The organism is Streptomyces sp. ALI-76-A (assembly GCF_030287445.1).
Lineage (GTDB): Bacteria > Actinomycetota > Actinomycetes > Streptomycetales > Streptomycetaceae > Streptomyces.
Genome location: NZ_JASVWB010000002.1, coordinates 2,886,168 through 2,912,491, shown reverse-complemented (window position 1 = coordinate 2,912,491; position 26,324 = coordinate 2,886,168). Strand labels below are relative to the sequence as shown.

Below are 26,324 nucleotides of genomic sequence, written 5' to 3'. Positions count from 1 at the left end.
CGGCACTGGTCGAAGGAGAAGGCGCGGTGGTCAAGGAGGCAGTGTCCGGGCTCCCGATGGTGCCGCGCCTGCCGTCGGCGCCCGCCGTCGGCGCCCGGCGCCCGCCCGGCCCGTCGGTGGCCGTCGTGACCCACGCGGTGCGCCTGCGCCGAAGACTCCGCTGGTCGCCTGGTCGCCTGGTCGCCTGGGCGTCCGGTCGCCTGACCGGCCGCGAGCGGGTGGCCGCCGCGCGCGTGTTCCCGGCCGGCCGGGAACACGCGGCGCTCAGCGGTCAGCCGTCCGTCTCCGGAATGTCGAAGCGGGCCAGGTCGCGCAACCAGGCCCGGGCCGTGCCGTCGGACGGCGCGCGCCAGTCCCCGCGCGGCGAGAGCGAACCGCCGGCCGAGACCTTCGGCCCGTTCGGCATGGCGGAGCGCTTGAACTGCGCGAACGCGAAGAAGCGACGGCAGAACACCTCCAGCCACTGCCGGATCTGAGGCAGGTCGTACGCCACCCGCTTGGCCTCCGGGAAGTTCGGCGGCCAGGCGCCGGCCTCCGCGTCGTGCCAGGCGTGCCAGGCCAGGAAGGCGATCTTCGACGGCCTGAAGCCGTAGCGCAGCACGTGGAAGAGAGTGAAGTCGTGCAGCGCGTACGGACCGATCCTGGACTCGGTGGACTGCATCTCCTCGCCCGGTACGAGTTCCGGGCTGATCTCGGTGTCGAGGATCGCGGCGAGCGTCTTCCCGGTGTCCTCGTCGAACTGCCCGCTGGCGATGACCCAGCGGATCAGATGCTGCATCAGCGTCTTCGGGACGCCCGAGTTGACGTTGTAGTGGCTCATCTGGTCGCCCACGCCGTACGTGGACCAGCCGAGCGCCAGCTCCGACAGGTCACCCGTCCCGAGCACGATGCCGCCGCGCTGGTTGGCCAGCCGGAACAGGTAGTCGGTGCGCAGGCCGGCCTGCACGTTCTCGAAGGTGACGTCGTACACCGGCTCGCCGGAGGCGAACGGGTGGTCCATCTCCTTCAGCATCAGCCGCGCGGTCGGCGTGATGTCCAGCTCCGCCGCGGTGACGCCGAGGGAGCGCATCAGCTTGTGGGCGTTGTCCTTGGTGTGGTCGCTGGTGGCGAAGCCGGGCAGGGTGAAGGCCAGGATGTCGGTGCGCGGGCGGCCCGCGCGGTCCATCGCCTGCGCGGCGACGATCAGCGCGTGCGTGGAGTCGAGCCCGCCGGACACCCCGATGACCACCTTCGGGCCGCCGATCGCGGCGAGCCGCTGCTGCAACCCGGCGACCTGGATGTTGTACGCCTCGTAGCAGTCCAGGGCCAGCCGGTCGGAGTCGGCGGGCACGAACGGGAACCGCTCGAGACGGCGGCGCAGCCCCAGGTCCGTGTGCGGCGGGTCGAGTGCGAAGGACACCGTCCGGAAGTCCGCGGTCCGCGCGGCGTGCGTACGGCGGTTCTCGTCGAACGTGCCCATCCGCATCCGCTCCTGCCGCAGCAGGTCGAGGTCCACGTCGGCCACCGCGTACTGCTCGCCGTCCGGAAAGCGGTCGGACTCCGCCAGCAGCACCCCGTTCTCGTAGATCAGGGTCTGCCCGTCCCAGGACAGGTCGGTGGTCGACTCGCCGAGGCCGGCCGCCGAGTAGACGTACGCGGCGAGGCAGCGGGAGGACGCCGAGCGGCACAGCAGCTTGCGGTCCTCGGCCCGGCCGACCGTGATCGGGCTGCCCGAGAGGTTGACCAGGACGGTCGCGCCGGCCAGGGCGGCCTCGGCGCTCGGCGGCACCGGGACCCACATGTCCTCGCAGACCTCGGCGTGCAGCACCAGGCCGGGCACGTCCGCCGCCGCGAACAGCAGGTCCACGCCGAACGGCACCTCCTGGCCGCCGGCCCGGATCGTCCCGCCGCGCTCGTCGTCGCCCCCGGCGATCTGCCGGCGCTCGTAGAACTCCCGGTAGTTCGGGGGGTACGACTTGGGCACGACACCGAGGATCCGGCCGCGGTGCACGATCACCGCGCAGTTGTAGATCCGGTTGCGGTGGCGCAGCGGGGCCCCGACGACCAGCACCGGCAGCAGGTCCGCCGACCCCTCCACCACGGACCGGAGCGCCTGCTCGACCTCGTCCAGCAGCGCGTCCTGGAGCAGCAGGTCCTCGATCGAGTAGCCGCACAGGCCCAGCTCGGGGAAGACGGCGACCGCGACCCCGTCCCGCGCGCACGCGCGCGCCTGGCGCAGGACCGCGGCGGCGTTGGCGGGAGGGTCCGCGATGACGGTGTGACCCGTGCACGCCGCGACGCGGGCGAAGCCGTGCTGATAGACCGACCAGAAGTTCAAAGGTGCTTCCTCGGGAGGAGTGGACGGGCACGGAGGACGAACGCGGAGGATCTCGTCAGCACGCGTCCGGGTCGAGACACACGGCCAGTGTAATCGTCAGAGCGACACGATGGGCTGACGGGCCCTTGTCCCTCCGTACCCCCGCACCCACGGCCCGCGCCTGCCGGGGGTGCGTCCCGGGAGGTTCCCGCCCTCATGGCGCTCGCCCGCGCCCGCGCCCGCACCCGCAGCCCCTTCGGGCCCGCAGCCCCTTCGGGCCCGCGACCTCCGCGCCTGCCCGCCCTACGGCCGGGGCTTGGCGCCCCGCTCCTTCAGCAGGCCCGCCATCAACTGGATCTCCGACCGCTGACCGTCGACCATGCCCTGCGCGAGCCGCTTCTCCACGCCGACCGCGCACCGGTTCGCGCAGCCCCCGGCCATGTGGACGCCGCCCTCGTGATGGTCCGTCATCAACTGGAGGAAGAAGACCTCGGCCTGCTCGCCCCGGAGGGTGTTCAGCTTCTCCATCTCGCTGTTGGTCGCCATGCCCGGCATCAGCGCCCCGTCCTTGCCCGAGGCCATGTCACCCATGCCCATCCAGGTCATCGGCGGGTCCGCGGACACCTTCGGCAGCCCCCACAGATCGAGCCAGCCCAGCAGCATGCCGCGCTGGTTGGCCTGCGTCTGCGCGATGTCGTAGGCGAGGCGCCGGACCTCCTCGTCGTCGGTGCGGTCGCGCACGATGTACGACATCTCCACGGCCTGCTGGTGGTGCACCGCCATGTCCCGGGCGAACCCGGCGTCCGCCGAGTCGGCGGCGGGGATCTCCTGCGAACCGTCGTCCTCGGCCACGGCATAGCTGATGGCACCCGCCGCGACCAGCACCCCGGCCACGGCGACGGCCACACCGGCGGACCTCACTTCGCCAGCCCCCCCGTGCACGCGGCGCCCGGCTCCGGCGTCTGCTCGCCCTGCACGAACTTGGAGAGGAACGTGTCCACGTTCGGGTCGTCGGCGCCGGTCACCGTGCGCTGGTGGCCCCAGGCGGTCAGCATGATCGGGTCGGCCTGCTTCTCGTCCGGGCTCATCAGCGTGTACGGCGTCCGCTTCACCTTCGCCGCCAGCGCGTCCACGTCCGCCTTGGCGGCCTTGCTGGTGTACGTCACCCACACCGCGCCGTGCTCCAGGGAGTGCACGGCGTTCACGTTGTTGAGTTCCTCGGTGTAGACGTCGCCGTTGCAGTTCATCCAGACCTGGTTGTGGTCGCCGCCGACGGGAGGCTCGGTCGGGTACTTCACGGCCTTGGTGACGTGGGTCTGGCTGAGCTTGCCGTCCCACTTCTTCACGCCGTCCGCGCCGGTGACGAACTTCCCGGTGGTCTTCGCGTCGGCCACCGAACCGCTGTCGTCGGACTGCGACCGCACGAGGACGACGCCGCCCACGACGAGACCGGCGACGACCACCACGCTCGCGGCGACGGTGAGGATCCGGCTGCGGCGCTCCCGGGCCTGTTCGGCGCGCCGCATCTCCTCTATGCGCTCCTTGCGGGTCGCGTTGGTGCTGTTCTTGGCGGAGCCCATGCGATGTCCTTCGGGGAAAGGGGGCCGGTCGGTCCGCTGATCGTAAGGGGGAGGGAAAGGACTCTCGTAGACCGGGCACAGGAATGGCCGAAGAACGGGCCCGCCGGCCCGCTCCCCGGGGCGTCCGTCAGGCGGGGGGAGTCCCGGCATTACGGATGTCGGTCCGAGCAGGCAAGATGGGCGGCAGAGCAGTGCATCTGCCGGACGTGAGGCGTTCACACCGAGGTCGGCTGGAAGATCAAGGTGCGCAACGCGCACGAAATGGTGTTGTGGTGGGATGCTCGGGTGCCCGACCCGCCTCCGCAGGACCGGAGACAGGCGGCCTGACCAGCAAGGATGGGGAAGCGCAAGATGGACAAGCAGCAGGAGTTCGTGCTCCGGACGTTGGAGGAGCGTGACATCCGGTTCGTACGCCTGTGGTTCACGGACGTGCTGGGCTTCCTCAAGTCCGTCGCCGTGGCCCCGGCCGAGCTCGAGCAGGCTTTCGACGAGGGCATCGGTTTCGACGGCTCCGCGATCGAGGGCTTCGCCCGGGTCTACGAGTCCGACATGATCGCCAAGCCGGACCCGTCGACCTTCCAGGTCCTGCCGTGGCGCGCGGAGGCCCCCGGCACCGCCCGGATGTTCTGCGACATCCTCATGCCGGACGGCTCCCCGTCCTTCGCGGACCCGCGGTACGTGCTCAAGCGCGCCCTGGCCCGCACCTCCGACCTGGGCTTCACCTTCTACACCCACCCGGAGATCGAGTTCTTCCTGCTGAAGGACCGCCCGCTCGACGGCTCGCGCCCCACCCCGGCCGACAACTCCGGCTACTTCGACCACACCCCGCAGAACATCGGCATGGACTTCCGCCGCCAGGCGATCACCATGCTGGAGTCGATGGGCATCTCGGTCGAGTTCTCCCACCACGAGGGCGCCCCCGGCCAGCAGGAGATCGACCTGCGCTACGCCGACGCGCTCTCCACGGCCGACAACATCATGACCTTCCGCCTGGTCATGAAGCAGGTGGCGCTGGAGCAGGGCGTCCAGGCGACCTTCATGCCCAAGCCGTTCTCCGAGCACCCCGGCTCCGGCATGCACACGCACCTCTCGCTCTTCGAGGGCGACCGCAACGCCTTCTACGAGTCCGGCGCGGAGTACCAGCTCTCCAAGGTCGGCCGTTCCTTCATCGCGGGCCTGCTCAAGCACGCCGCGGAGATCGCCGCCATCACCAACCAGTGGGTGAACTCCTACAAGCGCATCTGGGGCGGCACCGAGCGCACCGCCGGCGCCGGCGGCGAGGCCCCGTCCTACATCTGCTGGGGCCACAACAACCGCTCCGCCCTGGTCCGCGTCCCGATGTACAAGCCCGGCAAGACCGGCTCGGCCCGCATCGAGGTCCGCTCCATCGACTCCGGCGCCAACCCGTACCTGGCGTACGCGATGCTCCTGGCCGCCGGCCTCAAGGGCGTCGAGGAGGGCTACGAGCTTCCCCCGGGCGCCGAGGACGACGTCTGGGCCCTCTCCGACGCCGAGCGCCGCGCGATGGGCATCGAGCCCCTCCCGCAGAACCTCGGCGAGGCCCTGACCCTGATGGAACGCAGCGACCTGGTCGCCGAGACGCTCGGCGAGCACGTCTTCGACTTCTTCCTGCGCAACAAGCGCCAGGAGTGGGAGGAGTACCGCAGCGAGGTCACCGCGTTCGAGCTGCGGAAGAACCTGCCGGTGCTGTAAGGGCAGGTCAGGGCGGGTTTCCCGCTGATTCGACTGATGGGGCCGACGGTCGTGGACCGTCGGCCCCATGGTGTCTCACTGCCCCTGGGCCGTCTCTGGGCCGTCAGGCGCCGGAACGGTGCCCTCGTACAGGCCGTCCACGGCCTTCCGGGCCCGTGCGTCGCTGCTCGGCATGAGGTGCGTGTAGACCCGGAGCGTGAACCCCGGATCGTTGTGCCCGAGGTAGTGACTCAGCGCCTTGACGTTCTCGCCGGCGTCCAGCAGCACCGAGGCGTAGAAGTGCCTGAGGGCGTGCATGCCGTGTTCGCGGGCTGCCTGGTGCCGCTCGCCCGGCTTCGGCTGGGGGATCACCCCAGCCGCGACAAGAGCGGGTTTCCAAGCCCGGTCGTTGAAGTCGGTTCGTCGAACCGCCCCCGCGCCATCGAGACGAGTGAACAGCAGCCGCTTGGTGACGAGCGGACCATCCGGCCGGAGCCACGGCAGGGTGATCTCTACCGGGGGGAACGTCTCCATATGCTGCTTGAGGACGTGCGCGACGCGGTCCGGCAAGGGGACGTCGCGGACCTTGTTCCGCTTCGGCGGGGAGAACACGAGACCCTGCTTCGTCACCTTTACCTGATTGGCGATGTGCAGCCATCCGGAGTCGAAGCCGATTTCGTCGACAGGAAGCCCGAAGATCTCCCCTTGCCGGAGTCCGCATCCGCCCCCGAGGTCGACCGTCGCGCGGTAGCGCTCCGGCAGAGCTGCCCGTACGGCGAAAATGCGCTCTGCGCTCCACGGCACAACGCGGCCAGTTCCTGCCGCAGGGGGCCGCACGGATTGCGCGTGGCAAGGGTTCTTCGACAGGTGGCCGTCGTCGACAGCCGCATTGAGGACCGTCGAAACGTTGTTGTAGATCACGCGCCGGTACGACGAGGCAGGGACGGCCCCCTCCAATTCGCTCAGCCAATCCCGGATGTGTTCCGGCTTGAAGGAACCGAGCGGTCGCGACCCGAGGTATGGAATCGCGTGGCCGCGAATCGAGGACTCGACTGACTCTCGCGTGGTCATCTCGGTCGTCTGCGTCTTCAGCCACTTCTCGGCGTACTGCCGGAACGTAACGCGGCTGGCCGCAGGGTCGACGTACTGACCGCGCGACATGTCGGCCTCGATGTGGGCAAGCCACTGGTCAGCCAGTCGCTTCTGTCCGTCGGGGAATGACTTGCTCTTCTCTGTCCCGTCCGGACCTATGTAGCGGGCGCGGTATCGCCGGCCCATGCCGTAGCGATCCGTCCGTACCCGGCGGGGCTTGCCGGCGGCGTCGGCTTCGGTCTTGTACCACCGGTCTTGGATGTGGCCTGCCATCTGGCAGTAGTCCTCTCTCGACACAGAGCAGGGAGAACCGCGAACGGCTCTCCCTGCTCTGTGGGTGATTTATTGGTTCACGCAGCGGCGGCGTCCTCGGCCTTGCGCTGAGTGATGTAGGCGCTCACATCGGCGGGGTCGTAGCGGACGTACTTGCCGATGCGGAATCCGGGCGGGCCGGTCCGTTTCTTGCGCCACTGGTAGACCGTTTCCTTGGGCACCTCGAAGATCTCGGCGATGTCGTCGGGGGTGAGGTAGCGGTCGGGGAGACCGCTACGGAGGATGGCGCGGGGGTCCGGCCGATCAAGTGCGGTATCGATGAGGCGCCTCCGTGCGTGATGTGTCGGGAGTCCGCGTGTGTCCGAGGTGCGGATTTCTGCGTCACCTGCGTCATGTGCGTCACTTATGGCGCTGACCTGCGGCTTTTGGGTGACGCAGGGGTCAGAGGTTGTGTCACGGGTGACGCAGACCTGCGTCACGGGGTGACGCAGGTGACGCGGGGTGACGCAGCGGGGGGCCGTCTGCGTCACCGCTCTTTCGGCAGGTCGCGGGCCGTTTGGGGTGCGTGGGTGACGCAGGTGACGCAGCGTCTCTCTACTTCGGACAAAGGAGGGGGTGGTGTCTGTTGTGGTGTGCGGCTCAGGGCGTGAAGAAGGAGCCGCTTCGCGGCACGACCTGGGCAGGGCGGCGCCGCCGCCGAACAGCAAGAGGAGCACGCGGGCTGGGTGCTCCTCTTGCTTGTGCGGGCGGTAGCCCGGGGCTAGCCGGTCAGAACGCGGCTTCCTGCGCGTGCGGGGGTGGTGCGGCGGACGGGCGGGCCATTTCGATGTAGCGGGCTGTGTTGTTGCGTCCCCAGTCGATGAGGACGCCTCGGGCGGCGAGGGTGGGCTGTAGGCGCTTGAGGCGGTCTGAGAGCACCTTGCCGGTGGTCGGCCACCCTTTGGGCAGGGGACGGAAGTCCTCGCCGCTGTAGAGGCCGGTGAGGCAGTGCAGCCACTCGGCCGATGTCATCCGCTGCTCGGTGTCCGGGTCGATGCCGGCGGCGTGCTTGAGCACGGTCTGTGCCAACAGGTCGCCCTCGATGACGTCGTCATTGAGGTCGTCCAGGCTGGCACGGTAGGCGGTGAGCGCTCCCAGACCGGTGGCCGCGTCGAGCTGTGCGCACAGGTGGGCGAAGTCGGCCATGCGCAGGTCGGTGGGGATGTCCGCCTCAGCCGCCCGCACTTGCACGGTGAGGTCCAGGAGCGAGCCGAGGATGACAGGCAGGACCTGGGCGAAGTCCGACCACAGTTCGGCCTCGGTGCGCCGGACGCGGGGGCGTTCCAGGCGCAGGGGCAGGAGGCGTTCGGCGAGGTCGGGGCGGATGACTCCCACGTCGATGCCGGTCAGGAGCAGTGGGCGGCGGTAGCCGACGCGGAAGACGTCCCCGTCGGTGAACAGGGCGCGTTTGACGTTCTCGGCTCCGGTGACGATGCAGCACATCGCGTCGGACAGGTCCGGGGTCATGTGAGAGAGGTTGTCCAGCGCCGTGACCCAACCGGCCGCTACCGCTGCGATCAGGTTTTCCTCATCCTTCGGTGCCCGGCGCAGGTCCCCGGTCATGCCCTCGATGATCCGTACGAGCATCCGTCCGCCGGTGGACTTGCCCGCGCCCTGCGGTCCGGTGAGGAACGGGGCGGGGACGGGTACGGAGGGAGCCAGGCAGCCGATGAGCCAGGCGATGGCCAGGCACTCGGTCTCGGCGTTGGCGAAGTTGCACAGCCGCATCAGCAGGTCGATGCCCTTGCCGTTGGTGTCCTTGGTCGGGAGGGGCAGTTCCCCGGTGAGCTGGGTGCGGCGCCAGCACACCTCACGCGGGTCCGGGGTGAGGATGTCCCAGCCGGTGGGGTGGATACGCACGGATTGCCCGTCGTTGCGGCCCAGGTCCAGCCACGTCGCTCCGTCGAATCCGGGGGCGACGCGGATGTGCACGGGCTGCACGTCCTCGGTCAGTGCGAGGGCTTCGATCAGGTCCAGGGCCTCTTTCATGGCGGTGCCGTTGAAGACGCCCACGCCGTCGCGGAAGAGGCCGACCATGAGTTCCTGCCGGTGACTTCCTGTGGTGCCCTGGGAGCGGATCGGGCGGGCCACGGGGTGGCCGTTCTTCTGCGCGTACACGGTGCCGTCTGCGGTGCGGAAGTACCGGAAGTGGCTTTGTGCGTAGTCGGTGATGACCTGGCGTGCAGGGTTCTTCTCGTCGTCGGACATGGTCACAGTCCCAACGTGGTGCGGGCGTTGGCCCACGCCTCGGTGCAGTGCCGCAGGGTCTCCCCCTTGGTCTGCGCGGCGGTGAACAGGCGTGTGATGTGGGTGTCGGTGAGGCAGCCGCACCGGCCGTGGGTCGACAGCACGGCGAGGAACGTCCGGTACACGGCCACGTGCACCGCGCTGCGGGCTTCCGTGATGCGCTGCTCCGCCATGGCGATGCCCCGTTCCAGAAAGGCGGGCGTGCGGTGGGGGCAGCCGCCGGACCGGGCGGGCACGGAGATGGAACGGGGCGCCGGCCGGACGGTGGGCGGTTCCTTCACGACCAGCGCGCGAACGGCGTCCGGCAGGGCGGTCATGGTGCCGGTGCCGGGGCCAAGGCAGCGGACGTAGGACATGGTCGACTTGATGTCCACGCCGGGCCGTACGGCGTTGGCGGACTGCATGACGCCCTGGTAGATCCAGTGCTCACCGCGCGTCGTCCGCACGGTTCGGGTGGCGGGCAGGCTCCCTCGGGCCCACGCGATGGCTTCCACGTTGTCGAGGTCGACGATGGTGAGGCCGGCGCCGCCGGGGTGGTAGGCCACCGCTGCCGCGTCGCGCCATGCCCGCGCCCATGCTCGGGAGCGCAGGACGCCGGGGTCGGTGGTGGCGGCGGCCCAGCCGTGGCAGGGAGCCAGGCAGCCGCAGGGCCCGGGGGTCTTCATGTTCGGCCGACCACCGCACGCGTTCTGCGCACAAGCCGGGCAGTTCCCGAAAGGCACCTTGCCCTTCCGCAGCGGCAGCACGGGCACGTTGTCGGAGGCGAGACGCAGGGCGGTGTGCAGGTGCTCGTTCACGCCGCCACCTCCAGCTCCGGGCGCAGGTGGCCGAGGGCGGCCCGTCCGATGTGGCGGGCGTAGGCGGGCGGGATGCACTCGCGGATGCCGTCGCGGTTCATCCACGGCACCCCGAGAAGGTCGCGGGCCGCCTGGACGCCGGAGAAGTTGCCGACGAACTGGCCGTAATGGCCGGGCGGGACGGGGCGGCCCATCTTGGCCTGGGGGACCAGGTGCGGCGGGTGGTCCGGCTGGTCTAGGATGAAGCCGCCGCCGGCCTCAAAGAACCGGTGGCGGTAGTTGGCCAGGGCGAACATCTGCCCGCACAGCATCACGGGAGCGTTCAGCTTCCGGACAGCGCCGCCGACGTTTTCCATCACCCACGGGCGCCCGGTGGTCTCCAGGGCGTCGCGGGTCGGGTCGATCAGGTCGGGGTGGTCGTTGCCCCGGATCCGCTTGCAGTCGCTGTCGAACTGGCAGGGCGGGGACGCGTGGATGAAGCCGAACTCCGCCCCGTACTCAAGGACGAACGCGATGGCGTCCGCCTGAACGAACCGGTACGGGTAGCGGGGCTGCGGGTCTTTGTCGACGCCGGTCACGTCGAACCCGGCATCGGTGTAGCCCTTGGCGGCGCCGCCCTGCTTGCAGTACAGGTCCAGCAGCTTTGGCCGTAGGCCGCGCACTCGCCGAATGTCGTTGGGTTGCGTCATGCTGAGTGTCTCCAGTCCTGTTGAAGGTGCTGGGTGTTCAAGGGCGGCCCCGGATTCATTGGCGTGAGACGGGGGCCGCCCTTGGCGTAGCTAGCCGTGGAAGTGGTTGCGTTTGATCACGGCCTTGCGGATGTTGAAGGTGGTGCCGCCCTGACGGCCACCAGTGCTGAAGATCTGCACGGCGATCCAGCCGCCGAAGATGACTGCGGCCAGGGTGATCAGTTGGGTGATGAACGCAGTCAGGGCGGCGATGAACGAGGTGAGCAGCAGCAGGCCGCCGCACACGGCGAGGAACCCGACGCCTCCGAGGGCGACGTTGACCGCCGTGCGGGAGACGGGCGGCTTGGCGGTGAGGGGTTCGGGCTGGGCGGGGTTGATGGCGTAGCCGGTGACGACACGGCCGTCCGGCAGCACGATGGACTGCACGGCGCTCGCGGTCCCCGGCTGCACGAGTACGGGTGCGTGTGTGTGCGGGTGGGTGGTGATCGGGATGGGGTGGTGGAGTTCGATGTCCGCGGGCTGTTCGGTGCGGGCCACGGGTGATCCTTCCGGGTGGGCCGCGGGCCCGCGCCAGGGTGTGGCGCGGGCCCGCGCGTGTGGGTGTCAGGCAGGGGTGTCAGGGGTGTCACGCCGGGGGCGTCATGCGTTTGTGACACCGGTTTTGCCTAGGGTTTTGGGTGTCAGGCGACCGTGACGGTGTCAGGCGTCAGGCGGCTGTCAGGGCGGGGACGATGCGCCACCGGCCGGTGGTGTTCGTCGGCTCCAGCCGCCCGTCCAGGGCGGCTTCCTTGAGCCGGGCGGACACCCACGGGCGGGAGAGGTTGTGCCGGTCGCACCAGTCCATGAAGTCCTTCGGGCCGACGACCATCTGGCCGGCGTCCTCGAACTCCTCCAGCGCCCGGGCGAACAGCTCCCGTGCCTCTTCCGGGGAGGGCTTGCGGCCCGTCTCCTGCCCGAAGAGCGGGACATCGTCGCCCTGCTCCGGCTCGGGGAGTTCGGCCTCGGGGTCGATGTGCTGGTCCTCGGGGTCCACGCGCGGGCCGATGTCGTCCATGTCATCCTCCTCCTGGACGGCCCGCAACGCCGTCGGCTGCAGGGCGCCGTCGTCGGCGGGACGGCCGGTGTAGGCGTTGCCGGCCACGCTGGATGCCGCGCGGGCGGTGATGGGGTCGGCGGTGGCGCCGTTGCGCTGTGCCCAGGTGGCCAGCAGTTCCATGACCGGCACCGCGCGGGTGGTGAAGCGCCAGGTGCGTCCCGGGGAGGCGTAACGGTCCTCGGGGATGCCCGGAGAGACGACGTAGCAGTAGCCGGGCCGCCGGTTGCCCCACGCGCCCGGGTGGGCGCCCTGGGCCAGGACCTCGTCCGGCAGGGCGAATCCCTCGTCGCGCGGGTCGCAACCGAGCGCGATCACGGAGGGCAGCGAAGCGCGGGTGCTGGTGGACATCTGGTCGTAGGACGGCCGCTGCAACGACACGATCAGGGAGATACCGGCGGCGCGGGCTTCCTGCGCGATGCCGGTGAACGCGTCGTCTCCCAGCGCGCGCAGGGTGTTGGCGGCTTCCTCGAACCAGGTGACCAGGAACGGCATGCCCGCGCACCCGCAGGCGCTGCCGTCCGTGCGGCAGGAGTGTGCCGGGTCGTTCTGCGTCTCGGCTGCCGCGGGGATCCACTGGCGGTAGCCGTGGGCGCCCAGCCAGCGGGTGCGGGCGGGGATGACGGCCTCGACAGCGGCCACCATCACCTCAGTGCCGGATCCGCCCTCCACGGCCCAGTCCAGGCCGGGCCGCAGGGGGGCGAAGTCCTGGAACGCTTTCGGGTCGGAGAACCACACGATGACGTCCCGGCGGGAGAGGATCTCCGTGAGCAGGTTCAGGGCGGCATCGCCCTTGCCGGAACCGGTGCCGCCCGCGACCAGGCCGTGAGTGGAGTTGCGGCCCGCTTCCGGGTCACCGGGCAGCCACATCACGAGCAGGGAGCCGTCGTCGTAGCGGCCGATGACCAGCGGATCCGCGATCGAGCCTCCCAGGTTGGAGGGGCCCTCCCACTCGACGACGTCGGCCAGCATGTCTTCGGGGACGATGACCAGGTCCCCGCGGCGGTTGGAGTCGGGGTCGGGGGTGTAGCGCACGGCGCTCTTCGGCAGGTCCAGGGCTGAGGCGATGTTGCCCAGTGCCTTGGCCATGTCGTCGTTGGTCTGCTCACCCGCGGCCAACGCGACGGGGGCGGTGACCCGGTTGGGTTCCACCTTCGCCGCCCCGATCTGCGCCCGCGCCAGCCCGATCTTGTCCATCAGGCCCTTGTCGCCGCCCTGCCCGGTGGCCTCGGTGTTGTGGCGCAGGACCATGCGCACGTTCCACGACAGGGCCAGCGCCGGCCCGCCCATCAGGAACAGATCATCGATCGGACCTGCCGTCGGGCCCGCGAGGCAGGCGGCGGTCAGCCAGGCGGACCCGGCGGCGACGGTGACGGCGGAGTGCAGGCGGCGCTGCTGGCTGGTGGCCTTGCCGGCCCACCAGGTGGCGCCGGTCAGGGCGACCGAGGCGAGGGTGAGGCCGACGCCGGCGGCGGCGCTGTCGCCCCACCGCCAGTGCCCCACCGCGCCGGTCAGGCCGGTACCGGCCCAGCCCAGCCACGGGGGAAGATGCGGCTTGGCCCGGTGCAGCAGGTACGCCCGGACACTGCCGCCCGTGCCTGCGTCGGTGTCGGCGGGGAGGGTGAGGGGGTAGGTCCGGCCGTCCTGGTCGGTCCACTTGTGCGCCATGGTCGTCCCTCCTTACTGCTGGGCCCAGTCGATGACCGGCTGCTGAGGCTTGCGGGCGCGGTGGCGGACGCGGTTGATCTCTTCCTCGTATTCCTGCTGGAAGGTCGCGTAGCAGGCGGCGGCGTTCTTCGCCGCGGCCCGCAGCTCGTCGGCGGCCTTTTGCATCTTGCGGGCCACCTTCGCGGCGCGGATCCGGGAGCCGAACGCGCGGCCCTCGGGGTCCGGGACCGCGGCCAGTACGCCCTTGAGGATCTCGGCGCCCATGGCCACCTCGATGGACAGCGTCACGCCGGCCGCGCGCAGGGTGTTGCAGTAGTTGCGGACCTGCGCCGGCGAGGTGAACTCAGGTGCGGGGAGCAGGGACTGGGCGTGGGAGCGGCCCCCGCCCGCGCGGGCGTTCTTGTTGTTGTTGACGGTGACGTTGATCGGCGGGACGAACGAGCCGCCCATCGCACCGACGAACCCGCCCGCGGCGGCACCCGCGTTGGCGAACTTGTTTCCCTTGCCGTTGTTGCTGGTCCCGCTGTTGCGAGGGCGGGTGAAGGGTTGACTCGCCTGCCGGTTCGCGAAGTCGCGGACCTCGTCGGCGCTGGTGCGTCCGTAGCTAGCCATTTGACGTTCTCCTCAGGGTCAGTGGGTGCGGCGGACGATGAGCCACGCGGTCTGAGCCGCGATGAGGATCAGGAGCCAGAGCAGCGGCAGCGGGCCCGCGAGGGGGCCGAAGCCGGCGGCCAGCGCCGCCCACGCGAACGCGAGCGTGGCCAGCACGGCCAGGCCGGCGCGCCAGGCCAGCGCGGACGTGCGGGCGGGACACCGGCGCTGGATGAGGACGAACCACAGCGCCGGGGCCGCGGCCAGCGGGGCGAGCACCAGGCCCGACCACCAGCCCAGCACGTGCAGCAGCGCGGTCACGACCAGCGCCAGCACAGCGAAACCGGTCGGGGCCAGCGAGCCACGGAAGCGCCACAACGCGCGCCCCACGAAGCCGAGTGCCTCGCGGGTCAGGGAGGGGTGTTCGGGCACGACGACCACGAACGGCTGAGCGGAGCGGCGCCCGCGCTGACGCGGGATACGGATGGTGTGGACACCCGCGGCCGTCTTCACGGTGCGGGTACGGGTACGGCTGGACACAGCGAAACTCCCAGGGAAGTCGAGGAGGCTCAGGCGGCGCACTGTTCGTCGGCGGCGATGCACAGACCGCAGATGCCGTGCCTGGTCGACAGGCAGTAGCTGTAGGTGACCTGGCAGCGCGGGCAGGTGCGGCGGGCGAGCATCGCCAGCGCCAGGGCGCCCCACTTGCGCGACGTCATCGGCCGCACGGGAAGCGCCAGGTCCTCGCGGTACAGGTAGGCGACGCGGGGCGTGTTCGCCTTGCGGTTGGTGACCATGACCTGGGCTGCGACCGGCTGACCGCCGGGCCGCAGACCGCGGGCGCGGAGTTGGCGGCGGGTGGCGTAGCCGTCCGGGGCCATGCGCCAGGGGTAGGTGGGTATGCCGTAGCGGGCGCCTGTCGGGTCGTAGCAGCGGGCGTAGGCGGTCGGCATCAGAGCACCGCCTCAGCCGGCTCCACTCCCGACCCGGCGAGCCGCCATGCGGCCTGCGCCTGCCGGAACCCGTCCTGGATCTCCTTGGCCCGGTTCTGGCCCACGGACAGCCGGTCCTTGATGGCGCGGATGGACGGGATCTGTCCGGCCAGCAGCTCGTCCTTGAACTGCTGAGCCGCCCAGTCCAGACCGAGTTGACCGAGCGGGTTGCCCTGCGCCGGGTTGCCCTGCCCGTCGGCGTAGTCGCCGTCGATGCGCCAGTCCTCGCCCTGCTCGCCGGCAGACTGCTCGGGTACGTACTCGGCATGTACCTCGGGCCGGGTACGCCGCGCCTCAGCGGCGAGTACGGCAGGCTCCCCGGACCGCGCCGGCTGCCCGCGGAACGCGTCGAGTTCGAGCGTGCGCGGCTCGGGGCGGGCCACGACCGGCAGCAGCCGGACGCCCGCGGGTACGGCGTTCGACGGCGCCGGGTACACCTCGGGTACAGGCTCGACGCGGGCGTACTCCGTGTACTCGCCGGCCGCGTCTTCCTCGCGCTGCCACGGGGACGGCAGGTCGATCGTGGCGAGGGATGCGGCGTGACGGCGCGCGGCGAGGAGATCCAGCAGCTTGTGACGCTGCTCCTCGGACGCGCCGGCCTGTGCCTTGCCCACGGCCACCGACAGGCGCCGGGCCACCCGGGCACGGCCCCGCGCACCGGGCTTCATCTGGGACAACTTCGCCGCCAGGGCGACCGCTTTGACGGTGGCGCGGTCGCGGCTGATCTGTTCGGCGGTGCGGTCGCGCACGGCCAGACCGAGCCGGGACAGCAGGCGTTCGCGTACCTCGCGGGCGAGTACGGCCGGCAGTGAGGCTGATGCGGCGTCCGGCTTGGAGTGCCTCAGTTCGATGCCCATGGCCAGGTGCCACAGCATCGCGGCCAGGACCGGGCCGACCACGGCGCGCACGGTGCCTCCGACGAACCCGGATTCGGAGTACGCCGGAATCACCTGTACTCCGGTGATCAGCCACACGAGTACACCCGGTGTACCCGGCGCTTTCTGCGGTCCGCGCAGGTTCTGCCGAGCCATCAGCGCACACGCGAACAGGGCGAGTTCCGCGGCGGCGAACATCGCCGCCCGCTCACCGGTCGACGTCATGCCGAGTTCGTGTTCGGCGAACCGCCACGAGGTATCCGCGCTGTACCCGGTGCAAGCCATTGCGGCGAGCGCGGCCACCGCCACGGCAGCCGGGGTACGACGCAAAGGCCACAGCACCGCGACGACCACGGCCAGCATGAGAACGCCAGCGGTGACGGCCGCGAGCAGGTGGGCTTGCGCCCATGCGAGCAGGGCAGTCATTCGCCCACCTCCGCGGCCTGCGCCGGAAGGGTGACGGCCTGGGACCAGGACTTGCCCTCGGCGAGCGCAGCGTCGGCCTGCTCGACGGTGACGTACCCGGTCACGGGGTGCTCAGCGAGACGCTCCCGCAGGTACTGCGCGTTCCAGGCGGCGCCCAGGCCGGGCCCGTCGCTCAGGACGGCGCGCAGGGCAATCACGGCGTGCACGGCGCGGGTGTTCAACAAGCGGTCATGCGCCTCGGTACCGCCGACGGCTGCCGGGTGCGGGATGTCGAGGGCTTCCAGGACCGCGGTGAGCAGGTCACGGACGGGGGGAGGCAGCTCAGTCACCGCACACCGTCCTCGGGCGTGATGACCAGGAAGCGGTCCGTGTGCAGGTCCATGACGACGGTGGCCGGCTGGCCCTGCTCGCGCAGTTCGGTGGCCCGTTCCTCCGCGGGCCAGGAACCGCGCGGGGCGCCGGCCGGGAAGCTGTCCAGGATCTGGCGCTCGCTCATGCCCCCACCCCCGACACCGTGGTCGGCAGGTTGGCCAGCTCCACCCGCACGGCCAGGGCCCGGCGGCGGGCGCGGCGGATGCGGCGGGTGTCCAGCTCGTTCGGCGTACGGTCCAGGGTCGTGATGTAGGCGTCCAGCAGGTCGACGTCCGCCAGGATCAGCGGCATCTCCTGCTCGATCGCGCCCAGCTCCGCGTCCGTCGGCTCCATGAAGTCGGCGAACGCCGTAACAGCGTCCTGAACAGTAACGATGTGGTCCATTGGGTCGTGTTCCTTCCAGAGAGGAACGGCCCGAACGCGGCTCCCGGGATGCACCCCCGGGAGCCGCTCGCCGTTGGAGTCGGTTCCGGCTCCCCGCACTCCCGTCCGTACGTCCTCACGCCATGCGCGGGACGGACGGGCAGGAGAGGCAGCCGGCCGCAGCATGACGTGCTGCGAGCCGTGGTGGACCGTGCCTGCTGTCCAGGCGCCGCCGACCGGTCCGTAACGGTGGCGCTCAGGGTTTTCGTCGGTACATCAGGCGCCCTTTCGCGAGGTCAACAGGGGTGAAGCACTGCAAAGGGGATCGCGTCCCCACTCTCCGGCCGTTGCTCGCGGTCACCGGGCCACCTCGCCAGTACGGGTCGAAACCCTGTTCCATCTGGCCTTTAGCGGGATTGCAGCGTCCCCGCCCTGTGCATTCGTGCAGGTCAAGCACTTGCCACACAGCCGGTGAAGCCCCTTCGGGGTTCTCGATCCGGCTAAGGGAAGATTGACCTAGGTCAATCTGCCTGTCAAGAGGGTACGACGGAACAGCGTGAGATTGACCTAGGTCCGGTTACTCTCGGGGGCATGGATCAGAGCCCCAAAGTGCCCAAGCCCACGCCAACGGCCAGGGAGATTGCGGCGCAGTTCCGCGAGAAGATCACGGGCCCCGATCGCGAGTACGGCGCGGGGGACCGGCTCCCAGCAGCTCGCGCGCTGGCCAAGCAACTTGGCGTGCAGCTCATGACTGTTCAGAGCGCGTACGGCCAACTCCGTGACGAGGGGTTGATCCTCACTCAGCAGGGGCGCGGGACGTTCGTACGCGACCCTGCGGCACCCCTCGGCACCGAGCCGGGTAGTAGCCCTGCTTTCGCGGCCCTGGCCGCAGAGCTCAGCACGATTCATGACGCTCTCCGGTTGCTCGGGGAGCGGCTTGACCGGCTTGAGCGGCTTGTGGGTAGCGAGACTCCACCATCGCCGTGAGTTCATCCGCACGCCTCAGCAGTCGTTCGACCCTGAGGCGAGCGTCCCTCAAACTCGCTTTGATCAAAGCGAGTTCAGCAGGAGTCATGCATTCCAGCTCGCCGCTTCGCTCATTGATCCCTGGCATGCCAATGAGCATGTAGCCGTGAACGGCAGAGGACCCGGACAGAGTGTCCGGGTCCTCTTTCCTTGCAGGTCAGGGTGGTTGACGACTCGTCATCGGGTCGCTTCGTCCACGGCATCCAGCACTGCCCCCCACGGCAGTTCACGGCCCGCCGGCGCCTCGCGTGGCTCGTATAGCGGCCACACCTCCGGGCCGTAGACGATGCGCACGCCCCCCGCCCGGAGGGTGTCGATATGGTTCTGCCATGCCGGGTGGCGGGCGTGCGCCGCGTTGACCCGAGGGAAGACAACGACGGGCAACCTGAGGGTGCCGATCGCCTCGCCTACCTGGGTCAGCGCTTGGTTGTCCATCAGGCCCGTGGCGAGCTTGGCCACCATGTTGGCCGACGCAGGGGCTACCACGTAGCAGTCAACTGGCGGATGCGGTCGTGCCTCGCCAAGCAAGCGCGGTTCGTCGCGCACGGGTAGGCCGGTTAGCTTCTCCAGCTGCTCGACCTCGCCGCTCATCCGTAGCCACTGACCTGCGGTCGGCGTCAGAGTGACAGCCACCTGCCAGCCGCGCTCCATCGCGGGCTCAACCAGACCGGTGCGCAGCGTCTCTACGCCTCCGGCCGCCGACCCGACGACTCCGAGCACCCCACGCTTGCCTGAACTCACTGCACCGCCCTGCACCGTTGAGCCATCACGAACACCTCGGACGATCGCGAGCCGCCGGTGACCGGCGATTGCTTGATCAGGTCCCGCAGTGTCTCGCGCACCCTCGGATTGTTGCGTACGAGCTGCGGTGATGTGCGTTCAGCCGTGCGAAGTTCCGTGAACGCCGCATCGCCCTGTCCGCTGAGCGAGAGAGCGCGCGCGAAGTCGATGCGGTGCGACACGCTGCGTTCCTGCGGCATGTGGTCGACGTTGATCTGGCCGTGTTCCACCACGTACGACACGTTGTCGAGGTCCAGCTCAACCGACAGACGGTGAAGCAGGACGTTCGTGGGTCCGAAGCCGGTCTGCCAGTAATTCTCATCCGAGCCGAGATCATCCGCGAGTTCCTCGGCCCGATCCAACAGACCGGCTGCGGTGGGCCGGTCCTGATGTCGGGCCGCCGCGACAGCGGCCCGCAGGTGGATCATCCCCAGCAAACTCAGTGCCGCAGGGTCGTTGTCTGTCACACGAGACGAGAGCCATGCGGCGGCCGTATTGCCCAGCTCCAACGCATCGTCGTACCGGCCATTGGCCAGTAGGGCGTGCGTGCCGGACCGCGCGGCGGACGCCAACACGAGTGGGTCGTCAGACTCGTCTGCGGCACGCATCGCGCGCTCGGCGGCGAGCCATGAGATGTCCGATTCGCCGATCTTCGCGAGGGTCGTTGCTGCGAGGTGGTGGGTACGGGCCGACACTGCCCAGCAGTCGCTACGGTCCTCACCGCGCCGCGCGGCTCGCTCCTCCAGCTCTTGCGCAGTCTGTAGGAGCGCGGGAAGCGCGGCGATGACGCTGCCGAGCCGCCCACCCTGGTAGTCGTTCCATGCCTGCTCCACACGCACGGCTACGGGGGCCGGCATGGGAAGCTGCGCCTCAGTCTCGGGGCCGAAGAGCAGACGAGAAAGCCGGCGCGGGCTCATGAGTGCATCACGCACGGCCGGAACGTCGTCCTGCTGCTTCTCGTCCTCCATGAGCACCGTCTGACCGAGCAGGTCCCCGAGGGGCACGCGCAGTATGCGCGACAGCTCCGCGAGCATGTCGATACGGGGAGGCTTCCGGCGCCCCGTCTCGATCTTTGCCAACCAGTCCGTGCTACGCCCGACCAGACCGGCGAGCACCTCTTGCGTGTAGCCGCGACGCTTCCGGTAGAACGCGATGCGCTCACCGATGGTGAGGTGATCTCCAAGACCACGCATACCTGCTGCCTCCTGCTGGATGTTGGGGGCCGGTTTCACGGTACAGAGCCCGTGGTTGGGCGCGTAGTTGACCGCTCGTACGTCAAGACCAGTACGAGTCTGAGGGCGACCGACACGAAGGGCCCGGACAGAGTGTCCGGGCCCCGAAGTGAGCTTGATCTGTGGAAGCAGATCATGAGGTAGTAGGGCGGGCTGCTGCTTGCTCTGCGAAAACCTGCACCGCTTTCGCGACACCGGAATGGTCGATCATTCCATACGTTACGTATTCTTCAAGAACGGATGGGTCGAGAGCGGTGAGCGGCTCCCCGCTGCCGCTGAAGAATACTTCGCTGCGCGCAATTCCGGCCGCTGCTACTTCATCAACGCCATAGGCGCTGAAATCACATAGAGGACAGTGAAAGCTGCGGTTCGGGTCACCCTCCGGGGTGGCTCCAATTCCAGGGAGCGTGACCACAAGATGTCCTGTGCAGCGGCACGCTGGACACTCTCTAGGGGAATGATAGCTGAAGTCTCCGCACTGGACGCGCACGCCGAAACCACCCGCTTCAGCCGCGTCATTAGCATTCCCGTAGATGATGTCAACGGCATCGGTCGGTACACCGTCAAGGCGTCTTTCCAGACGGTACTTCGCCTGTTCGATGCGCCCGCGAATCTCGCGTGCAACTTCAGCGAGAGATTCGCTGAGAGCGATTTCGATAGCCTCATTCCAAGTGCCCCAGAATTCAGCGGGTTCGATATCCAGGTGAGGGAGCAATGTATTGCTGACGCGGGCGAACGTACCCAAGGCATCAAATGACTCCGAAGAGTTAGTCAAAAGGTGCGCCACGCCGTTTCTCAGCTCGATTAGCTCATCTAGGTCAGGGTCCTTCTTCGGTAGAACGTCCATTGCTCTCAGTCGCCCGATTACTTGCGACGCTCCAGCAGTTCTTACCTTCGTCAGCTCCTTAAGGCCCGCAAGTTGAAAGAGAGTGTCATCATTGCCCTTCAATTCCATCAAAAGGAACGGGCTCGTCTTTGATAGGACTGCCTTCGTTAGCCTCTCAATACTGACCCCTGCGTGAAGCAGAAAAACCTCTTGGTCATGGCGGGCATGTGCGTCCATCGCTGAGTGAGCGAATTTGTGTGCCCCCCAGTAGAGGCTACGATGCGAGAGAACGGAGTCCATGCCCAAAAGCTAGCTCCCTTTGGCGGACGAGCGCGACACGATTCGCAGTTCTCGGCTGTCTCACGGGGGATCCCGGACGGGCCGTCCGGGGCCGTCTGTGGGCCGTCGAAGGGTGGCCCACGGCGACCAAGAACGACCAATGACGGCCGTTCGATCACACGGCAGCGCTGCGCCGACGTCGATCGGAGGAGATCGCCCCAAGCCGACGCCACTTCCTGCGCAACAAGCGCCAGGAGTGGGAGGAGTACCGCAGCGAGGTCACCGCCTTCGAGCTGCGGAAGAACCTGCCGGTGCTGTAGGCACGGGTCAGCGGGGTTTCCCGCCGGGACGACACGCAGGGCCGACGGTCGGGCACCGTCGGCCCTGTTTCGCGCTGCAAGCGCGGGCCAAGCGTGCGGAATGCCGCTACGGTCCTCGTATGGGTGGGGGACGAGAGCGCCGTACGCGGCCGTGCAAATGGTGTCGTGAGCCGGTCGAGCAGCCGGAGAGCCGGTGGCGCAGGCGGAACTACTGCTGCAAGGCACACCGCCGCCGCAACCGGATCCTGAACACGCTCGGGGAGCTTCTGGACTTCCCCTGAGGGCCGCCATGGCGAAGAGAGACCGAGCCGGCTCCGGCATGCCTGGTCCCGCCCGGACGGCGAACCCGTCGGTCGTGTCCGGACGCCGGCAGGGGAGCCCGCCGACCCGCGGGCTCCCCTGCCGGGTCCGTCGGTCTCACTCGCCCCGGGCGGCCAGGTCGGCGAGGACCTTGTGCAGGGGCTCCGTCTGCCGGCGGCGGTACTCCTGGATCGCCCAGCCGTTGCCGTCCGGGTCCTTGAAGTACATGAAGGTGGCGCCGTCCTGCGGGGCGAACTGCTGGGGCTCGCTCACGTCGAGACCGCGCGCGGTCAGCTCCTCGTACGCCGCCTTCGCGTCCGTGACGCACAGTTGCAGCCCGTGGTACGTCCCCGGCTGCGGGGCCCCCGTCGGGACCTGGAGTCCGTCGGTGAGGGCGATGGAGCAGCCGGAGCCGGGCGGCGTCAGCTGCACGATCCGTACCCCCGGCATGACCTCGCCGTCGAGGTCCACGTGGAAGCCGACCTTGTCCCGGTAGAACTCCTTGGCCCGGTCCACGTCGGACACCGGCAGCAGGACCACTTCGAGGCTCATGTGCATGGGCATGGGACGACTCCTTCGTCGTACGTCACTCGCGGGGCGTCACACGAACCGCCACCGCGTCTGGCTGAACGGCTCGCCCTTACCGAAGCCGAAAACGGTATGCGGCGCCACCGCATAGACGACCGCGTGTCCCGGACCGTGATGGAAATACCCCTCCCGTACCTCGAAGCGCCAGAAATCTCCGTACTTCGTCTGCCACGCGGCCGCCAGCTCACGCAGCCGGCCGTCGTCAGACACGCGCACCGCCTCCCCCTCCACCACCAGGTCGTAGCCCTTGTCCCAGATGTTGGTGCCGGTGGTCAGCACGACGTTCGGGTTGTGCGCGAGGTTCTTCGCCTTCCGTTCGTCCGGTCCGGTGCAGAAGTGCAGCGCGCCGTGCGCCCAGACCGCGGGCAGCGGGGTCACGTGCGGCCGCCCGTCCGGCCGTACCGTCGAGATCCAGAACAGCTCCGCCGCGGCCAGCAGCGCCTCGGCGTCCGGCCAGGGGATCGCGGCGGCCGTCTCGTCGCTGTAGCGCGGGTCGAGCCGGGCTTCGGGCACCCGTTCGGTTTCCTTGTCCGTCATCAGCGGCCCTCCAGAGATGTCTCACCTCAGGCCTTCCCCGCCCTGGCCGGTGCAGACCCCGCCGTGTGCCGCGACCGGCCGCCACCCTCGCCGCAACTCGTCGCCGCCCGCCCGGGAGCTTCTCACCAGCACTCCGGTTAGGCTCGGGCGCGTACGACCTTGATCGGACGGGAGGCCGGGATGACGGCGCCGGGGCGCAGGAGCAGTACCTTCATACGACTGCTGCGGCACGGCTTCACCGATCCCTCCGCCGCCGAGCGCCTCCTGGACAGCGCCGAGCTGGCGCCCATCAGGAGCGACCCGGTCCTGCTCGACGCGCTGGGCGCCACCGCCGACCCCGATCTCGCGCTGCACGGCCTCGTCCGGCTGCTGGAGGCGCAGCCCGCCCCCACCGCCCGGCGGGAACTGCTCGACACGGTGATAGCGGCCAAGCCGCTGCGCGACCGGCTGCTCGGCGTGCTCGGCGCCTCCGCCGCGCTCGCCGACCACCTCGCCCGGCACCCCGGCGACTGGCACGCCCTCGTCATGTACGAGCCGCGCGACCTGCACCCCGGAGTGGAGGAGTTCGAACGCGGCCTCGCCGAGGCCACCGACCCGGTCGCCCTGCGCGTCGCCTACCGGCGCTGTCTGCTGTCCATCGCCGCCCGGGACGTGTGCGGCACCACCGACATCGCCGAGACCGCCGCCGAACTCGCCGACCTCGCCACCGCTACCCTGCGCGCCGCGCTCGCCATAGCCCGCGCCGCCGCCCCCGACGACGCCGCGCTGTGCCGGCTCGCGGTGATCGCGATGGGCAAGTGCGGCGGCCACGAGCTGAACTACGTCTCCGACGTCGACGTCATCTTCGTCGGCGAGGCCGTCGAGGGCGCCGACGAGGGCAAGGCCGTCCGGTCCGCCGCCAAGCTCGCCGCGCACCTGATGCGCATCTGCTCCGAGACCACCGTCGAGGGCTCGATCTGGCCCGTGGACGCCAATCTCCGACCCGAGGGCCGCAACGGTCCGCTGGTGCGCACGCTCGCCAGCCACCGCGCCTACTACCAGCGCTGGGCCAAGACCTGGGAGTTCCAGGCCCTGCTCAAGGCCCATCCGGTGGCCGGTGACCTCGAACTCGGCGAGGAGTACATCACCGCCCTCGCCCCCCTCGTCTGGAAGGCCGCCGAGCGGGAGAACTTCATCGCCGACGTGCAGAAGATGCGCCGCCGGGTCGTCGAGAACATTCCCGCCGCCGAGGTGGAACGGGAACTCAAGCTCGGCCCGGGCGGCCTGCGGGACGTGGAATTCGCCGTACAGCTCCTGCAGTTGGTGCACGGACGGGCCGACGCCTCGCTGCGCAGCGGCACCACCCTGGACGCGCTCCAGGCCCTGGCGGCCGGCGGGTACGTCGGCCGTGCCGACGCCGTCCAGCTCGACGACGCCTACCGCTTCCTGCGCACCATGGAACACCGCATCCAGCTCTACCGGCTGCGCCGCACCCATCTCGTCCCCGAGGACGAGGCCGACCTGCGGCGCCTGGGCCGCTCCCTCGGCCTGCGCGCCGACCCGGTGGCCGAGCTGACCCGCGAGTGGAAACGGCACAGCGGCGTCGTACGGCGCCTGCACGAGAAGCTCTTCTACCGCCCCCTGCTCGACGCGGTCGCCCAACTCGCCACCGGCGAGGCCCGGTTGAGCCCGAAGGCGGCCCGGGAGCGGCTGGTCGCCCTCGGGTACGCCGACCCGGCGGCGGCCCTGCGGCACCTGGAGGCGCTGGCGTCCGGCGTGAGCCGCAAGGCAGCGATCCAGCGCACTCTGCTGCCGGTGATGCTGGGGTGGTTCGCCGACTCCGCCGACCCGGACGCCGGACTGCTCAACTTCCGCAAGGTGTCGGACGCGTTGGGCAAGACGCCCTGGTACCTGCGGCTGCTGCGGGACGAGGGCGCCGCCGCCGAGAACCTCGCCCGCGTCCTGTCCGCCGGCCGGCTCGCCCCCGACCTGCTGATGCGCGCGCCCGAGGCCGTGGCGCTGCTCGGGGACGGCGACGGGGGCGGTCTGGAGCCGCGCGGCCGGGCCCACCTGGAGCAGGAGATCCTCGCCGCGGTCGGCCGCGCGGACGGAGCCGTGCAGGCGGTCACGGCCGCCCGCGGGGTCCGCCGCCGTGAGCTGTTCCGGACGGCCGCCGCGGACATCATCGGCTCCTACGGCACCGAGGCCCAGCAGGCCGAGGCCGACCAGGGCGCGCTCGTGGACCGGTCGGGGGGCGCGGTGTCCGACCTGACGGCGGCCACGCTCGCGGGCACCCTGCGCGCGGTGGTCCGGGAGACCTGGGGGGAGACCCTGCCCACCCGGTTCGCGATCATCGGCATGGGCCGCTTCGGCGGCCACGAACTCGGCTACGGCTCCGACGCCGACGTGCTGTTCGTGCACGAGCCGTGCGAGGGCGTCGACGAGCGGGAGGCCTCCGAGGCGGCGAACAAGGTCGTCTCCGAGATGCGCCGCCTGCTCCAGCTCCCCAGCGCCGACCCGCCGCTGCTCATCGACGCGGACCTGCGTCCCGAGGGCAAGTCGGGCCCGCTGGTACGGACCCTGAACTCGTACCGGGCCTACTACCGCCGCTGGTCCCTGGTCTGGGAGTCACAGGCGCTGCTGCGGGCCGAACCCGTCGCCGGGGACGTGGAGCTGGGGCGGCGTTTCATCGAGCTGATCGATCCGCTGCGGTACCCGGACGCGGGGCTCGGCGACGACGCCGTACGCGAGATCCGGCGGCTGAAGGCACGCATGGAGTCGGAGCGGATGCCGCGCGGCGCCGATCCGAAGCTGCACACCAAGCTCGGGCCGGGCGGGCTGTCGGACGTCGAGTGGACCGTGCAGTTGCTCCAGATGCGGCACGGGGCGCGGGTGCCCGGACTGCGGACCACCCGGACCCGGGCCGCCCTCGCCGCCGCGAGCGCCGCCGGTCTGGTCCGGGCCGAGGACATGGCGATCCTCGACGAGGCCTGGGTGCTCGCCACGCGCGTACGCAACGCGGTGATGCTGGTGCGGGGACGGGCCGGCGACACCTTCCCCTCGGAGGCACGCGAGCTGGCCGCGGTGGGCCGCTACCTGGGATACGGCTCCGGGCACGTCGGAGACATGCTCGACGACTACCGCCGCACGGCGCGACGGGCCCGCGGCGTGGTGGACGAGCTGTTCTACGGGGGGTGACCGGGCGGGTCCGGCGCGGGCACCCGGGGACCTGTCACGGCGACCGACCCGGTGGGTGCCGGGGTGGCCGGCCGGCCGGGCGGTGCGGCTCCTGCGCCGGCTGACCGGCGCGGGCCGCAGCGGCTGACCGGCACGAGTCACGGTGGGCACCGGTCGGATGCCGGGGCGGCCGGC

General features: G+C 70.0%; 25 protein-coding genes and 1 pseudogene. 4 read left to right on the top strand and 22 right to left on the bottom strand.

Going from position 1 to position 26,324, the window contains the following annotated elements; all coding sequences use genetic code 11:
• Window positions 1-271 precede the first annotated feature (271 nt).
• The 3 genes from QQS16_RS14070 to QQS16_RS14060 form a co-directional block, all read right to left on the bottom strand.
• The gene (locus QQS16_RS14070; RefSeq protein WP_286062000.1) at window positions 272-2,317 is read right to left on the bottom strand and encodes an NAD(+) synthase; all 2,046 of its coding nucleotides are present in this window, start codon (window positions 2,315-2,317) and stop codon (window positions 272-274) included.
• A gap of 282 nt (window positions 2,318-2,599) precedes the next feature.
• Window positions 2,600-3,202: a DUF305 domain-containing protein gene (locus QQS16_RS14065; RefSeq protein ID WP_286061999.1), complete on the bottom strand. Its 603-nt coding sequence runs from the start codon at window positions 3,200-3,202 to the stop codon at window positions 2,600-2,602.
• Window positions 3,203-3,213: 11 nt separating this feature from the next.
• Window positions 3,214-3,876: a thioredoxin-like domain-containing protein gene (locus QQS16_RS14060; protein ID WP_286061998.1), complete on the bottom strand. Its 663-nt coding sequence runs from the start codon at window positions 3,874-3,876 to the stop codon at window positions 3,214-3,216.
• A gap of 351 nt (window positions 3,877-4,227) precedes the next feature.
• Here QQS16_RS14060 and glnA2 point away from each other — a divergent pair, with 351 nt between their 5' ends.
• Window positions 4,228-5,589 (top strand): gamma-glutamylpolyamine synthetase GlnA2, encoded by a 1,362-nt coding sequence (gene glnA2 / locus QQS16_RS14055; protein ID WP_286066317.1) that lies wholly within the window; start codon window positions 4,228-4,230, stop codon window positions 5,587-5,589.
• 75 nt (window positions 5,590-5,664) lie between these two features.
• Here the strand turns inward: glnA2 and QQS16_RS14050 are convergent, their stop codons facing one another.
• The 14 genes from QQS16_RS14050 to QQS16_RS13985 all read right to left on the bottom strand — a co-directional run bounded on the left by QQS16_RS14050 (window position 5,665) and on the right by QQS16_RS13985 (window position 17,106).
• A complete protein-coding gene (locus QQS16_RS14050) occupies window positions 5,665-6,933 on the bottom strand; it encodes a tyrosine-type recombinase/integrase (RefSeq protein WP_286061997.1) in 1,269 nt (422 codons plus the stop codon).
• A 77-nt stretch (window positions 6,934-7,010) separates the two neighbouring features.
• Window positions 7,011-7,253: a helix-turn-helix transcriptional regulator gene (locus tag QQS16_RS14045; protein ID WP_286066316.1), complete on the bottom strand. Its 243-nt coding sequence runs from the start codon at window positions 7,251-7,253 to the stop codon at window positions 7,011-7,013.
• 448 nt (window positions 7,254-7,701) lie between these two features.
• Complete coding sequence (locus QQS16_RS14040) at window positions 7,702-9,180, bottom strand: AICE element replication initiation protein (RefSeq protein ID WP_286066315.1); 1,479 nt, start codon at window positions 9,178-9,180, stop codon at window positions 7,702-7,704.
• A 2-nt stretch (window positions 9,181-9,182) separates the two neighbouring features.
• Window positions 9,183-10,016: a bifunctional DNA primase/polymerase gene (locus tag QQS16_RS14035; protein ID WP_286061996.1), complete on the bottom strand. Its 834-nt coding sequence runs from the start codon at window positions 10,014-10,016 to the stop codon at window positions 9,183-9,185.
• Complete coding sequence (locus QQS16_RS14030; protein ID WP_286061995.1) at window positions 10,013-10,705, bottom strand: SAM-dependent methyltransferase; 693 nt, start codon at window positions 10,703-10,705, stop codon at window positions 10,013-10,015. The genes QQS16_RS14035 and QQS16_RS14030 overlap by 4 nt, the downstream gene beginning before the upstream one ends.
• 90 nt (window positions 10,706-10,795) lie before the next feature.
• A complete protein-coding gene (locus tag QQS16_RS14025; protein WP_286066314.1) occupies window positions 10,796-11,215 on the bottom strand; it encodes a hypothetical protein in 420 nt (139 codons plus the stop codon).
• Between the two features lie 196 nt (window positions 11,216-11,411).
• Window positions 11,412-13,466: a plasmid transfer protein TraB gene (gene traB / locus QQS16_RS14020; protein WP_286061994.1), complete on the bottom strand. Its 2,055-nt coding sequence runs from the start codon at window positions 13,464-13,466 to the stop codon at window positions 11,412-11,414.
• A 12-nt stretch (window positions 13,467-13,478) separates the two neighbouring features.
• Window positions 13,479-14,078, bottom strand: a complete 600-nt coding sequence (gene traA, locus QQS16_RS14015) for a plasmid transfer protein TraA (protein WP_286061993.1) — start codon at window positions 14,076-14,078, stop codon at window positions 13,479-13,481.
• 18 nt (window positions 14,079-14,096) lie between these two features.
• Window positions 14,097-14,597 carry a hypothetical protein gene (locus tag QQS16_RS14010; RefSeq protein WP_286061992.1) on the bottom strand — a complete coding sequence of 167 codons (501 nt, stop codon included), beginning with the start codon at window positions 14,595-14,597 and terminating at the stop codon, window positions 14,097-14,099.
• A gap of 29 nt (window positions 14,598-14,626) precedes the next feature.
• A complete protein-coding gene (locus tag QQS16_RS14005) occupies window positions 14,627-15,010 on the bottom strand; it encodes an RRQRL motif-containing zinc-binding protein (RefSeq protein ID WP_286061991.1) in 384 nt (127 codons plus the stop codon).
• The gene (locus tag QQS16_RS14000; protein WP_286061990.1) at window positions 15,010-16,350 is read right to left on the bottom strand and encodes a hypothetical protein; all 1,341 of its coding nucleotides are present in this window, start codon (window positions 16,348-16,350) and stop codon (window positions 15,010-15,012) included. Before QQS16_RS14000 ends, QQS16_RS14005 begins: the two co-directional genes overlap by 1 nt.
• Window positions 16,347-16,679, bottom strand: coding sequence for a hypothetical protein (locus QQS16_RS13995; protein WP_286061989.1), 333 nt, complete (start codon window positions 16,677-16,679; stop codon window positions 16,347-16,349). Before QQS16_RS13995 ends, QQS16_RS14000 begins: the two co-directional genes overlap by 4 nt.
• Entirely contained in the window at window positions 16,676-16,846 is a 171-nt protein-coding gene (locus QQS16_RS13990) for a DUF8839 family protein (protein ID WP_286061988.1), read from the bottom strand. Before QQS16_RS13990 ends, QQS16_RS13995 begins: the two co-directional genes overlap by 4 nt.
• Window positions 16,843-17,106 carry a DUF6284 family protein gene (locus tag QQS16_RS13985; RefSeq protein ID WP_286061987.1) on the bottom strand — a complete coding sequence of 88 codons (264 nt, stop codon included), beginning with the start codon at window positions 17,104-17,106 and terminating at the stop codon, window positions 16,843-16,845. Before QQS16_RS13985 ends, QQS16_RS13990 begins: the two co-directional genes overlap by 4 nt.
• Window positions 17,107-17,676: 570 nt before the next feature.
• Between QQS16_RS13985 and QQS16_RS13980 the strand changes: the two genes are divergently transcribed.
• On the top strand, window positions 17,677-18,072 hold the full coding sequence (locus QQS16_RS13980) for a GntR family transcriptional regulator (RefSeq protein ID WP_286061986.1): 396 nt from the start codon (window positions 17,677-17,679) through the stop codon (window positions 18,070-18,072).
• A 216-nt stretch (window positions 18,073-18,288) separates the two neighbouring features.
• Here QQS16_RS13980 and QQS16_RS13975 read toward each other — a convergent pair whose 3' ends face one another.
• The 3 genes from QQS16_RS13975 to QQS16_RS13965 all read right to left on the bottom strand — a co-directional run bounded on the left by QQS16_RS13975 (window position 18,289) and on the right by QQS16_RS13965 (window position 21,249).
• Window positions 18,289-18,852, bottom strand: a complete 564-nt coding sequence (locus QQS16_RS13975) for a flavoprotein (RefSeq protein WP_286061985.1) — start codon at window positions 18,850-18,852, stop codon at window positions 18,289-18,291.
• Window positions 18,849-20,084 carry a helix-turn-helix domain-containing protein gene (locus tag QQS16_RS13970; RefSeq protein ID WP_286061984.1) on the bottom strand — a complete coding sequence of 412 codons (1,236 nt, stop codon included), beginning with the start codon at window positions 20,082-20,084 and terminating at the stop codon, window positions 18,849-18,851. The genes QQS16_RS13975 and QQS16_RS13970 overlap by 4 nt, the downstream gene beginning before the upstream one ends.
• A gap of 172 nt (window positions 20,085-20,256) precedes the next feature.
• Window positions 20,257-21,249 (bottom strand): hypothetical protein, encoded by a 993-nt coding sequence (locus tag QQS16_RS13965; protein WP_286061983.1) that lies wholly within the window; start codon window positions 21,247-21,249, stop codon window positions 20,257-20,259.
• 212 nt (window positions 21,250-21,461) lie between these two features.
• On the opposite strand from QQS16_RS13965, the pseudogene QQS16_RS43945 reads away from it, so the two are divergent.
• Window positions 21,462-21,548, top strand: a pseudogene (locus tag QQS16_RS43945) (glutamine synthetase); the annotation flags it as partial.
• 417 nt (window positions 21,549-21,965) lie between these two features.
• Here QQS16_RS43945 and QQS16_RS13960 read toward each other — a convergent pair.
• Both QQS16_RS13960 and QQS16_RS13955 read right to left on the bottom strand, forming a co-directional pair.
• Window positions 21,966-22,406: a VOC family protein gene (locus QQS16_RS13960; RefSeq protein ID WP_286066313.1), complete on the bottom strand. Its 441-nt coding sequence runs from the start codon at window positions 22,404-22,406 to the stop codon at window positions 21,966-21,968.
• Window positions 22,407-22,448: 42 nt separating this feature from the next.
• A complete protein-coding gene (locus QQS16_RS13955; RefSeq protein WP_286061982.1) occupies window positions 22,449-22,973 on the bottom strand; it encodes a pyridoxamine 5'-phosphate oxidase family protein in 525 nt (174 codons plus the stop codon).
• A 180-nt stretch (window positions 22,974-23,153) separates the two neighbouring features.
• Between QQS16_RS13955 and QQS16_RS13950 the strand changes: the two genes are divergently transcribed.
• A complete protein-coding gene (locus QQS16_RS13950) occupies window positions 23,154-26,150 on the top strand; it encodes a bifunctional [glutamine synthetase] adenylyltransferase/[glutamine synthetase]-adenylyl-L-tyrosine phosphorylase (RefSeq protein WP_286061981.1) in 2,997 nt (998 codons plus the stop codon).
• Window positions 26,151-26,324 lie beyond the last annotated feature (174 nt).